We start from the raw sequence: 11,922 nt of genomic DNA, 5'->3' as shown, positions 1-11,922 counted from the left end.
AGAGAGTCTGAGAGAGGTACTGTACCTAATAAAAAAGCGGCGCTCAATGAACGCCGCTTTACAAATTAAATTCAAAATCTAAGAATTATAGAGACTCAGTAAATGTACGTGCGATGACATCGCGTTGCTGCTCAGTTGTCAGTGAGTTGAAACGAACTGCGTAGCCAGAAACACGGATAGTTAGCTGAGGGTACTTCTCAGGGTTAGCGACAGCGTCTTCTAGAGTTTCACGCTTAAGAACGTTCACGTTTAAGTGCTGGCCACCTTCGATGCGTGGTGCTTTCTCGATCGCAACTTCGCGGCTTTCGTATTCGCCAAGTTCGTTGATTGCTACAACTTGGTCAGTTTCAAAACCTGAGTTTGCAGCAACACATCGTGCTTCATTCTTTTCACTATCTAGTAGCCAGATAGAGTTTAATAGTGCGTCATTTGCCGCTTTAGTAATTTGAATACCTTGAATCATTACCATCTCCTATCCACATTTGTGGTGTTAATTTCCGAGTTTTATTGAGCTACGTATTGTATAGCTCAAAAGGAGTATTTTAGTTTTGATTTAAGTCAAATAACCACCAAAAACATTACTCTTAAAAAGGTTATTGTTTTGATGCGAGTCAATAATTTGTTTTATAATAATGACATTTTATTATATTTTAATGTTTAAAATAATTTTTAATCTTATATTTGTTGTAAATTTACTACATTTAAGTGTTTGGTATTGAGCGAATACCAATAAGTTGTTGTAATTCATGCAGCATAGTGAAAGTCAAAAGTGATAAAACAACAATGTTAGACAATTTGTACGGTAATAAGTTTATCGGGGCCCATGTTTCTGCCGCTGGTGGTGTTGATCAGGCTCCACTAAGAGCTAAAGAAATCGGAGCTAATGCCTTTGCTCTGTTTACAAAAAATCAACGTCAATGGGCGGCTAAGCCACTTGAAGAAAAAACGATTCACGCCTTTAAATCTAACTGCTTGAAGTTAGGGTTTAAGCCCGATCAAATCCTTCCTCATGATTCATACTTGATAAACTTAGGTGCTCCTGAAGAAGAAAAACTAGAGAAATCTCGAGCGGCGTTTATTGACGAGATGAAACGATGCCATCAATTAGGGCTAACTTTGCTTAATTTCCATCCTGGCAGTCATTTAAAGATGATTTCGGAACAAGAGTGCCTAGAAAGAATCGCTGACTCGATCAACCTCGCTCATCAAGCCGTCCCTGATGTTATAGCTGTGATTGAGAATACCGCAGGTCAAGGAACTAACCTTGGTTGGCAATTTGAGCACATTGCACAAATTATAGATAAGGTGAAAGATAAGCAGAGGGTTGGAGTTTGTATAGATACTTGCCACCTGTTTGCCGCCGGCTATGATCTTCGGAGTTATGAAGCGTGTGAGTCGACCTTTGCTGAGTTTGATCGAGTTGTTGGCATGCACTACCTCAGAGCAATGCACATTAATGACTCAAAGGCAGAGCATGCCAGCCGGGTCGATCGCCACCATGCTCTAGGTAAAGGAGAAATTGGATGGTCATGTTTTGAATACATAGCCAGAGATCCACGATTTGATCATATTCCTTTGATTTTAGAAACAATTGAGCCGGAACGTTGGCCTGAAGAAATCGAATTTATTCGTCAGCATCACTTAGCATGGCTCAAAGAAATCGCCTGACCTAACAAAAGTGGCATCAAATTTTCATAGTGAGTGTAGGTACTCAGACAAATAAGGATGCCACTATGCCTTACACTTCTTTCTATACCATCGCTCGCTCAACACGTCTTCCTACACCCAACCGCCATGTCACGGGTCAAGGGCATTACAGGATCCCACAAAAAACTAGCTGACTTTATCACTTTGTTCCTTCATAACTTTTTGCGACAATTATTGTAGCGCAAACAGTAGAAGGAACAGAGCATGACCCCGTCATTGACATGGCATGATGTCATTGGAGCAGAAAAGCAGCAGGATTATTTTCAGCAAACATTGAATTTTGTTGAGTCGGAAAGAGCGGCCGGCAAAGTCGTTTTCCCTCCCGCTAAAGACGTATTTAATGCGTTTCGGGCGACAGAGTTCAATGATGTGAAAGTGGTGATTCTAGGCCAGGACCCTTATCACGGTCCGAAACAAGCGCATGGTTTGTGTTTTTCGGTACTCCCTGGTGTCAAGACACCACCTTCATTGGTAAATATGTACAAAGAGTTGGTTCAGGATATTGATGGTTTTCAAATCCCATCTCATGGCTACCTTCAAAGTTGGGCTGAGCAAGGTGTTCTGTTACTCAATACTGTTCTAACGGTAGAGCAGGGTAAAGCGCACTCTCATTCTAAAACAGGATGGGAAATGTTTACCGATAAGGTCATTGAAGCGATCAATCAACATCAATCTGGTGTTGTGTTTCTATTGTGGGGCTCCCATGCGCAAAAGAAAGGACGCTTTATCGATCGTAATAAGCATCATGTATTAGCTGCGCCGCATCCTTCGCCATTATCCGCGCATCGAGGTTTCTTTGGTTGCCGTCATTTTTCTCAAGCAAATCAAATTCTTGAATCTCAAGGCAAACAAACCATAGATTGGCATCTTCCAATGCAAGTGAATGTATAGCCATTACATTGCCTAATTGCTTAACTTTCGAGCAATATCAATACTTGAACTGTGCTTCTCTTATACACTTACTAAAAATAGGTGTTAAGGAGAAGCACTATGATGATTGAAAGGATAAGGCGCGAACATGGTTACATGGTTCGGCTATTAGCAGTATTGAGGCAAAAAATTGCCTTGTTGAGACAAGAGCAGGCCATAAACTACAGTTTGGTTAAAGAAATTGTCGATTATTTGGCCCATCACTCTGAGCGTGTCCACCATCCTAAAGAAGATATCCTCTATCACTATTATTTGGAACATTATGGCCACCATCAAGATATTGAGAATCTAGAGATCGAGCACCAAACATTGTCGCTCAAGACGCATGCCTTTCTTGATACGGTAGATATGATTCTGCAGGATGCAGTAGTGCCTCAAGATATGTTTGTGCAGCAACTGGAAGGTTTTATATTGGATCAGAAGCGACATTTAGATCTAGAGGAGCAGTCAATACTGCCACTCATTAATCAGAGATTTACTTTGCACGATTGGCAAGCCGTCGAAAAGCTGTGGAGTATTAATGAAGATGACCCAGTATTTGGCGACACTATTGCAGAGCAATATCAGCAACTTGCCAGTCGTGTTAGGCAGGGTGATCAAGAGTGTATATAGTTAGCAGAGATATACCGTAATAAAAAGAGGCGCTACCAAGCGCCTCTTTTTAAATGTTAGTAATCTAGGTCTTCAATGTCATCAAAACCGATGTCCATATCTTTTAATTCACGCTGAAGCCTTTGCCTATCCTTAATTGCTTCAATTTCACGCCACTTACGCTTCGCAGGTTTGGAGCGTGTTGCCCGAGTTTTTGGAAAATCCATTTCCATGATTTCTTCAAAGTTTAAGCCTTCCATAAGCTACCTCTTTTTAATGATTACTCTTTGAAGGGGTACTGTTTAAATATCATTCTGTTTGGAGAGTAACTTTGATTCGTTTCTCATTTGTTACGATTCCATGAAGTTTTCATGCCATTTTAGACTTGGCTTCACAGAAATACGGCTTATGTCTGATGGTTTTTTGTTCGAACAACCGATAGAAAACGATTAAATTCTCAAAAAACGTATGTTAACGCAGTGTGTAAAAAAACAGCGTTTTTCCTTGGTATGCAATTGGGTGTATTTAGTACGGTTGAGTAATAGAATTTACAGATCGAATTGTTTCCTGAACTCTTCTCTGAGTCCTTGGTGATAAAGGAGTGTCAATTATTTGCGGCTATCGTATTTCGTATGGAGTTGTGTGTTCTTTATTGTTGTTAAATTTTAATGTTAATGTTCTGTTTTTGTGGTTTTTATGTTCTTTTTTGTGTTAATTATTGGTGATTTTATAGTGAAAAATAACACGAATAAGTGCTTGTTTGCATATTGATTTTTGATACCCTTGACTGCATTATCCGCCCGTCAAAAAATACGCTGATACGTAAAATGGAAGCATGAGGCGCGTTTTACATATCTAGGTTGCACAATAATTAAACCACAATACTGAGCAGAATTGACACTTGGTTTGCAACTGGATGGAAGGCAGGGAAGCAGGGATCAGCGAAAACTCACTACGAGGATCTTATGACAGATTTAATTAATTTGATGAATGACCTACTTTGGGGTTCTATTCTGGTTTATCTCCTAGTCGGTGTTGGTGTGTATTTCACTGTTAGATTGGGGTTTATCCAATTCCGCCATTTTGGTCACATGTTCTCAGTACTAAAGAACAGCCGTAAAGCGGATAAAGCTGGCATCTCATCATTCCAGGCATTGTGTACTAGCTTAGCGGCACGTGTTGGTACGGGTAATATGGCTGGTGTTGCTGTTGCGCTAACAGCTGGTGGTCCAGGTGCGATTTTCTGGATGTGGCTAATCGCTATGCTGGGTATGGCCACGTCGTTCGCTGAAAGCACCTTGGCGCAGTTATACAAAACCAAAGATGATGACGGTAACTACCGCGGTGGTCCGGCATACTACATGGAGAAAGGTTTGGGTATGCGCTGGATGGGCGTACTGTTCTCTATCTTCCTGATCATCGCTTTTGGTTTGGTATTTAACGCGGTTCAGGCGAACTCAATCGCAGGTGCAATGAACACAGCATTTGGTTGGGATGAAACCTATGTCGGCATTGCTGTCGTCCTGCTATCCGCTGTGGTCATCTTCGGTGGTATCAAGCGTATTGCTCGTGTAGCAGAAATGATTGTTCCAGCGATGGCATTGCTGTATCTACTGCTGGCGCTGTTTGTTATGTTTACAAACATCGATAAGTTGCCTGCTGTACTGAGCTTAATTTTCAAGAGTGCTTTCGGTCTACAAGAAGCCGCTGCAGGTGGTTTGGGCTACGCGATTGCACAAGCGATGATTAATGGCATCAAACGCGGTTTGTTCTCAAACGAAGCGGGTATGGGTTCTGCGCCAAACGCAGCAGCATCAGCAACACCTTATCCTCCGCATCCAGCCTCTCAAGGTTACGTTCAGATGCTTGGTGTTTTCATGGATACCATAGTGATCTGTTCAGCGACCGTGGCGATTATTCTGATGTCAGGTGAGTATGTACCGCATGGCGAGATCACGGGTATTGAACTGACTCAGGCTGCGTTGAGTTCTCAAGTGGGCTCGTGGGGTGGCATCTTTGTTGCCGTGGCGATTTTCTTCTTCGCTTTCACGTCTATCATTGCTAACTACTCATACGCGGAAACAAACCTTATTTTCCTTGAGCATAACCATAAAGCCGGCCTAGGTGTGTTCCGTCTGGTTGTATTGGCAATGGTGATGTTTGGTGCTGTAGCATCTCTACCTATCGTTTGGGCATTGGCAGATGTGTCAATGGGTATGATGGCGATTGTCAACCTAGTGGCGATCCTGCTTCTTTCAGGCATCGTGATTAAACTAGCAAAAGACTACAACCGCCAGTTAGGTGAAGGTAAAGTGCCGACATTTGATTCTAACGATTTTCCTGAGCTGAAATCTCAGTTGGAAGATGGTATCTGGGATCAGAGCAAAAAAGATTAATAGCCAATCTCTATTAAAACGATTCAAAAAGCCATGCAGACATTGCATGGCTTTTTTTGTAACCTATATCTAACCACATACAATTAAACAGATAGAGTAAAGTCATGTTAATCGTCGTTTCACCAGCGAAAACCTTAGATTACGAATCTCCACTGGCGACAAAGAAATTTACTCAGCCAGAACTGATCGAGTATTCAAAACAACTGATTGATGTGTGCCGCAAGCTAACGCCTGCCGATGTCGCGAGTTTGATGAAAGTTAGTGATAAGATCGCTGACTTGAACGTTGGCCGTTTTCAGGAGTGGAGTGAGACGTTTACCACAGAGAACTCACGCCAAGCGATTCTGGCTTTTAAAGGCGATGTATACACTGGTTTAGACGCGCAAAGCTTGTCAGACGATGACTTTGATTATGCCCAAAAGCACTTACGCATGCTATCTGGCTTATACGGTCTACTAAAGCCACTCGATCTGATGCAGCCTTACCGTCTGGAAATGGGGACGAAACTTGCCAATGAGAGAGGCAGTAACCTCTATCAATTCTGGGGTAATGTGATTACTGATAGGCTTAATCAAGCCATTACAGAACAAGGTGATAATGTTCTGATTAACCTTGCTTCAAACGAATATTTTAAAGCGGTAAAACCCAAAGCTCTAGATGCTCAGGTGATTACGCCAATTTTCAAAGATTGCAAAAACGGTCAGTACAAGGTGATCAGTTTCTATGCGAAGAAAGCGCGCGGCATGATGGCGCGGTACATTATTGAGAATCGCATTGAGAGCGTTGCGGATCTGACTAAGTTTGATACGGCAGGCTATTATTTTGTTGAGGATGAGTCTTCACCAACCGAATTGGTCTTTAAACGCGAAGAGCAATAAAGGATTCAACTGATGATGTCTTGGTTTAAACAATGGGTTGCGCAATACGACGCGTGGTGTCAGTCGATGGGGCTAACACCAGAGAATAAACGCAGTTGTGTTCCTTATCGTACAGACCCAGTTCACCAAACTTCAGAACCCAACAAAAAGGCGCAAGGATAATGCGCCTTTTTGATACTCATTGCCATTTAGACTTTAAGGTATTTGAGAACGATTTCGCTGAACATATTGAGTCAGCAAATCTAGCAGGCGTAGAACGCTTTGTCGTTCCCTCTATTGGCCCATCAAACTGGAATCGACTTGAGCAACTCGCAGCCCAATATCCATCGATATATTATGCGCTAGGCTTACACCCTTATTTTCTCGATACTGATAGCCACACCCTCCAAAATCAACTGGCGGAGCTGATCAGTCAACAACCTGACAAATGCATTGCTGTAGGTGAGTGTGGCTTGGATGCAGTAGTGGCTGTTGATAGACAGATTCAGGAACGCGTTTTGATGCAGCAGATTGAATTGGCGAAAACTTATAAGCTGCCACTTATCCTTCACTCCCGCAAAACACACAATCGCCTCCTACAACTGCTTAAGCAGTCTCGTTTTTCGTATGGAGGAGTTCTGCATGGTTTTTCTGGGAGTTATCAGCAAGCGATGCAGTTTGTTGAGTTAGGTTTTTACATAGGTGTGGGAGGGGTAATCACATACCCAAGAGCACAAAAAACGCGTAAAGCTGTTATTGATCTCCCGATTGACTGTCTTGTTCTCGAAACGGATGCGCCGGATATGCCGCTTTTAGGGCATCAGGGTAAGCCTAACCATCCAGCCATGTTAACTCAAACCTTGTCTTGTCTCGCAGAACTACGGAATGTCAGTAAGCAAACGGTTGCTGAAAACGTTTGGAAAAATAGCAATCAGGCGTTCGGTATTTGTGAATAGTTTCTAAATAAAATGTTCTTTTTATGATTTGTAGTTCGGTTAATGGTGATCTTGTTCACGTAATTAGGTGAATGAATGATGAATCTTATTAGAAACTGTGAAGACAGCATTACTTTATAGATGGACGGATGAGTATAATTGCCTCCGCTTTAGAGCTCCATTTTGTAACACGCCAACAAACAACATATAAGGAAGTCATAAACTATGAGCCTGTTTATGAGCCTAGTCGGTATGGCAGTATTGCTAGGAATTGCATTACTACTGTCTGATAACCGCAAAGCTATCAATCTAAGAACTGTGGGTGGCGCATTTGCTATCCAATTTATCATCGGTGGTTTCGTTCTTTACGTACCTTGGGGTCGTGACCTTCTAGCTGGCTTCTCTGCTGGTGTTCAGAATGTTATTGACTACGGTAAAGACGGTACTGGTTTTCTATTTGGCAGCCTAGTTAACTTCTCAGTTGACGGTATTGGCTTCATTTTCGCGTTCCAAGTACTTCCAACACTAATCTTCTTCTCTGCACTTATCTCTGTACTTTACTACATTGGTGTAATGCAATGGGTTATCAAGATTCTTGGTGGTGGTCTACAAAAGGCGCTTGGTACTTCACGTGCAGAATCAATGTCTGCAGCAGCGAACATTTTCGTTGGTCAAACTGAAGCACCTCTAGTGGTTCGTCCGTTTGTTCCTAAAATGACACAATCTGAACTATTCGCTGTAATGTGTGGTGGTCTAGCTTCTGTTGCTGGTGGTGTTCTAGCTGGTTACGCTTCTATGGGTGTTCCTCTAGAGTACCTAGTTGCTGCATCATTCATGGCTGCACCTGGTGGTCTACTATTCGCTAAGATCATCAAGCCAGAAACTGACGCTCCAGATGAAGAGCTAGGCGCTGACATCGACGGTGGTGACGACAAGCCTGCTAACGTTATCGACGCAGCGGCTGGTGGTGCTTCTGTTGGTCTACAGCTTGCTCTAAACGTTGGTGCAATGCTACTAGCGTTTATCGGTCTAATCGCACTTATCAACGGTATCCTAGGTGGCATCGGTGGTTGGGTTGGTTTCGAAGGCCTAACTCTTGAGTGGATCCTTGGTAAAGTATTCTCTCCACTAGCATTCATTATTGGTGTGCCATGGGCTGAAGCAGATATCGCTGGTTCATTCATCGGTCAGAAGATCGTAGTTAACGAATTCGTTGCCTACCTAAACTTCGTACCGTACGTTGGTGATGCTGCACAAGTGGTGCCAGCAACGGGTGAAGTAATGTCTACTAAGACTCAAGCAATTATCTCGTTCGCTCTATGTGGTTTCGCAAACCTTTCTTCTATCGCGATTCTACTAGGTGGTCTAGGTGGTCTAGCTCCAAACCGTCGTCACGACATCGCTCGTATGGGTGTTAAAGCGGTTGTTGCTGGTACTCTATCTAACCTGATGGCAGCGACAATTGCTGGCTTCTTCCTATCTTTCTAATTAAGTAAGCGAAAGATTATATAGACGCCGTTTTAAAAAGCCCCGTAGACACACACTGTGTGCTACGGGGCTTTTTTGTTTTTCTTTCCCTTATTATTGCTTCCTAAGCCTGTTAGTAGGCTCTTGTCAGGGAAAGACTCGAATACAAGCTTTATTGAGTGTTTGGCTTGATTCGAGATAAGTCTGGAGTGGATTCAGACAACTGGATTCATAGCGTTTGTTGGTCATGAAGATTGAACAAACGTTGAACAGAATCTTTTTTGAGATACAAACCGTTTGCGCTCTATGAGCCACTACAGTTCTGCGACGAATATCTATAATGTATGTAAATATAGAGAGTAGGGTAAAACTCATGAATGATGTTTTCCTCGCAGCCCTCGCGGGCTTTGTCGTTGGAGTCCTGTTTTCTGCCATTAAGTTGCCCATTCCTGCACCGCCTGCATTAGCTGGTGTAATGGGAATCGTTGGGGTTTATCTTGGTGGCGTGACTTATCAATGGATTATTGAGAAGTTTTTTAGCTAGCGCTTGTTAATACAAGGAGTATGATCGGCGCTGGTTGTAACTATGTCTGGGCATCAGACAAAGGTTACAGATACCGTTAGACACCGCAATCGTAGATTGTTGTGCCATAGACCAAACTGGTACTGTGCGGTGACAAGGATAGCAATTGGGGGCAAATTCGCTGTTTACCCCTAAGTCTTCAGGGAACCAAGTCCGTTCATTAATGACTGTAAAACTGACATGAGGTTGAGCAGACACTTTTATGAATATTGATCGGAGATAGAAATGAGCGATTTAAAAGCAGCAGCACTACGTGCACTTAAACTTATGGATCTTACAACGCTAAATGACGATGACACTGATGCTAAAGTGATTTCACTATGTCATGACGCAAAATCAGCGGTGGGTAATACCGCTGCGATCTGTATTTACCCTCGCTTTATTCCTATTGCTAAGAAGACACTTCGCGAGCAAGGCACACCAGACGTTCGTATTGCGACAGTCACGAACTTCCCACACGGTAATGACGATATTGATATCGCTGTTGCCGAAACGAAAGCGGCCGTTGCTTACGGTGCAGATGAAGTGGATGTGGTATTCCCATATCGTGCTCTTATGGCGGGTAACGAGGAAGTGGGTTTCGAGCTCGTTAAGCAATGTAAAGCAGCGTGTGGCGATATTCTTCTAAAAGTCATCATCGAAACGGGTGAGCTGAAAGAAGAAGCACTAATTAAGAAAGCCTCTGAAATTTCAATCAAAGCAGGCGCTGACTTCATTAAAACTTCAACGGGTAAAGTGCCAGTCAATGCCACACCTGAATATGCACGCATGATGCTAGAAGTTATTCGTGATATGGGTGTTGCAGAATCTGTTGGTTTCAAGCCAGCAGGTGGCGTGCGCACTGCTGAAGATGCGGCAGCATATCTAGCGATGGCTGATGAAATTTTGGGCGACAACTGGGTAGATGCTCGTCATTACCGTTTTGGTGCGTCAAGCCTGCTAACTAACCTACTGAATACATTAGAAGTAACAGACGAGACTGCAGACCCTGCAGCGTACTAATTAAAAGTCTGAATGTGGTGAGCGAAAGCTCACCACATTACCTTTTACTCTACTAACCACCTTATTTGTGTGGGAGGCCCTAATGTATTTACCTCAAGAAATCATTCGTAAAAAGCGTGATGGCGAAGCCCTGACTGCCGACGAAATTAATTTTTTCATCCAAGGTGTGGCGAAAAACACCGTCTCTGAAGGTCAAATCGCCGCCTTTGCGATGGCTATCTTTTTCAATGAAATGACAATGCCTGAGCGTATTGCACTGACTTGTGCGATGCGTGATTCCGGTATGGTTATCGACTGGAGCCATAAAGAATTTGGCGGCCCAATCGTTGATAAGCATTCAACAGGTGGTGTTGGTGACGTGACGTCATTGATGCTTGGCCCAATGGTCGCGGCATGTGGCGGTTTTGTTCCGATGATCTCTGGACGAGGTCTTGGGCATACTGGCGGTACGCTAGATAAGTTGGAGTCGATTCCTGGCTACAACATCACGCCAACCAATGAAGTGTTCGGTGATGTCACGAAAGACGCAGGTGTTGCCATCATTGGTCAAACCGGCGACTTAGCGCCAGCCGATAAGCGTGTTTACGCAACCCGCGATATTACCGCAACGGTGGACAACATTTCACTGATCACGGCTTCAATCCTGTCTAAGAAACTCGCTGCTGGCCTTGAGTCATTGGTTATGGATGTGAAAGTGGGTTCTGGCGCATTCATGCCAACCTATCAAGCATCTGAAGAGCTCGCTAAATCTATCGTAGCAGTCGCAAACGGTGCAGGCACGAAGACGACAGCTATCCTGACAGACATGAACCAAGTATTGGCGTCTTCAGCGGGTAATGCTGTTGAAGTACGTGAAGCGGTTCAGTTCCTGACTGGCGAATATCGTAACCCTCGTTTACTCGAAGTGACCATGGCATCGTGTGCGGAAATGTTGGTGCTTGGCAAGCTTGCTGAGAATACGGAAGAGGCACGCGCGAAGTTGATGGAAGTACTGGACAACGGTAAAGCGGCTCAGTGTTTTGGCAAGATGGTTGCGGGCTTAGGTGGCCCTGCTGATTTTGTTGAAAACTACGAAAACTATCTGGAAAAAGCAGAAATCATCAAACCAGTCTTTGCTGATGAAGACGGTATTGTATCGGCAATGGATACGCGTGCAATCGGTATGGCGGTTGTCTCCATGGGTGGCGGTCGCCGTGTTGCTACAGACGAAATTGACTACGCGGTCGGCTTTGACGGGTTTATCCGCCTTGGTGAAAAAGCATCGAGTGACAAACCACTAGCCGTGATTCATGCACGTAGTGAAGAGCAATGGCTTGAAGCGGCGGAAGCGCTTAAACAGGCTATTACTATCGGTGGTGACTATACGCCTACGCCTGAGGTTTATCGTCAGATCCGCGCAGAAGACGTTTAATCAAAAATTACACTAAGGCCTCCATATAAAAAGATTAACGGAG

Annotated in this window: 13 protein-coding genes; 11 read left to right on the top strand and 2 right to left on the bottom strand. The window is 43.6% G+C overall.

Features of this window, described 5'->3' with window-relative positions; translation table 11 throughout:
* Nucleotides 1–85: 85 nt before the first annotated feature.
* The gene (gene grcA, locus CTT30_RS12185) at nt 86–463 is read right to left on the bottom strand and encodes an autonomous glycyl radical cofactor GrcA (RefSeq protein ID WP_006957983.1); all 378 of its coding nucleotides are present in this window, start codon (nt 461–463) and stop codon (nt 86–88) included.
* 320 nt (nt 464–783) lie between these two features.
* Here grcA and nfo point away from each other — a divergent pair, with 320 nt between their 5' ends.
* From nfo to CTT30_RS12170, 3 genes are all read left to right on the top strand, one after another.
* Nucleotides 784–1,668, top strand: a complete 885-nt coding sequence (nfo, locus tag CTT30_RS12180; protein ID WP_239865100.1) for a deoxyribonuclease IV — start codon at nt 784–786, stop codon at nt 1,666–1,668.
* A 243-nt stretch (nt 1,669–1,911) separates the two neighbouring features.
* Nucleotides 1,912–2,598, top strand: a complete 687-nt coding sequence (ung, locus tag CTT30_RS12175; protein WP_239837695.1) for a uracil-DNA glycosylase — start codon at nt 1,912–1,914, stop codon at nt 2,596–2,598.
* 99 nt (nt 2,599–2,697) lie between these two features.
* Entirely contained in the window at nt 2,698–3,249 is a 552-nt protein-coding gene (locus CTT30_RS12170; RefSeq protein ID WP_239837694.1) for a hemerythrin domain-containing protein, read from the top strand.
* A 56-nt stretch (nt 3,250–3,305) separates the two neighbouring features.
* Here CTT30_RS12170 and CTT30_RS12165 read toward each other — a convergent pair whose 3' ends face one another.
* Nucleotides 3,306–3,488 (bottom strand): DUF3545 family protein, encoded by a 183-nt coding sequence (locus CTT30_RS12165; RefSeq protein WP_239837693.1) that lies wholly within the window; start codon nt 3,486–3,488, stop codon nt 3,306–3,308.
* A 705-nt stretch (nt 3,489–4,193) separates the two neighbouring features.
* On the opposite strand from CTT30_RS12165, the gene CTT30_RS12160 reads away from it, so the two are divergent.
* The 8 genes from CTT30_RS12160 (at nt 4,194) to deoA (ending at nt 11,879) form a co-directional block, all read left to right on the top strand.
* Nucleotides 4,194–5,624, top strand: a complete 1,431-nt coding sequence (locus CTT30_RS12160) for an alanine/glycine:cation symporter family protein (RefSeq protein ID WP_252035268.1) — start codon at nt 4,194–4,196, stop codon at nt 5,622–5,624.
* A 104-nt stretch (nt 5,625–5,728) separates the two neighbouring features.
* Nucleotides 5,729–6,502: a peroxide stress protein YaaA gene (gene yaaA, locus CTT30_RS12155; RefSeq protein WP_252035267.1), complete on the top strand. Its 774-nt coding sequence runs from the start codon at nt 5,729–5,731 to the stop codon at nt 6,500–6,502.
* A 12-nt stretch (nt 6,503–6,514) separates the two neighbouring features.
* Complete coding sequence (locus tag CTT30_RS12150; RefSeq protein WP_252035266.1) at nt 6,515–6,664, top strand: DUF5363 family protein; 150 nt, start codon at nt 6,515–6,517, stop codon at nt 6,662–6,664.
* Nucleotides 6,664–7,437: a TatD family hydrolase gene (locus tag CTT30_RS12145; protein ID WP_252035265.1), complete on the top strand. Its 774-nt coding sequence runs from the start codon at nt 6,664–6,666 to the stop codon at nt 7,435–7,437. The genes CTT30_RS12150 and CTT30_RS12145 overlap by 1 nt, the downstream gene beginning before the upstream one ends.
* A 204-nt stretch (nt 7,438–7,641) precedes the next feature.
* Nucleotides 7,642–8,904, top strand: a complete 1,263-nt coding sequence (locus CTT30_RS12140; protein ID WP_252035264.1) for a NupC/NupG family nucleoside CNT transporter — start codon at nt 7,642–7,644, stop codon at nt 8,902–8,904.
* 352 nt (nt 8,905–9,256) lie between these two features.
* Nucleotides 9,257–9,427: a XapX domain-containing protein gene (locus tag CTT30_RS12135; RefSeq protein WP_239865089.1), complete on the top strand. Its 171-nt coding sequence runs from the start codon at nt 9,257–9,259 to the stop codon at nt 9,425–9,427.
* A 264-nt stretch (nt 9,428–9,691) separates the two neighbouring features.
* Nucleotides 9,692–10,468 carry a deoxyribose-phosphate aldolase gene (gene deoC, locus CTT30_RS12130; RefSeq protein WP_239875206.1) on the top strand — a complete coding sequence of 259 codons (777 nt, stop codon included), beginning with the start codon at nt 9,692–9,694 and terminating at the stop codon, nt 10,466–10,468.
* An 82-nt stretch (nt 10,469–10,550) separates the two neighbouring features.
* A complete protein-coding gene (deoA, locus tag CTT30_RS12125) occupies nt 10,551–11,879 on the top strand; it encodes a thymidine phosphorylase (protein ID WP_252035263.1) in 1,329 nt (442 codons plus the stop codon).
* The last annotated feature ends 43 nt before the right edge of the window (nt 11,880–11,922 follow it).

Source organism: Vibrio coralliilyticus (assembly GCF_024449095.1).
Taxonomy (GTDB): domain Bacteria; phylum Pseudomonadota; class Gammaproteobacteria; order Enterobacterales; family Vibrionaceae; genus Vibrio; species Vibrio coralliilyticus_A.
Note: the sequence above shows the minus strand (reverse complement) of the source record. Positions and strands in the feature narration are given on the sequence as shown.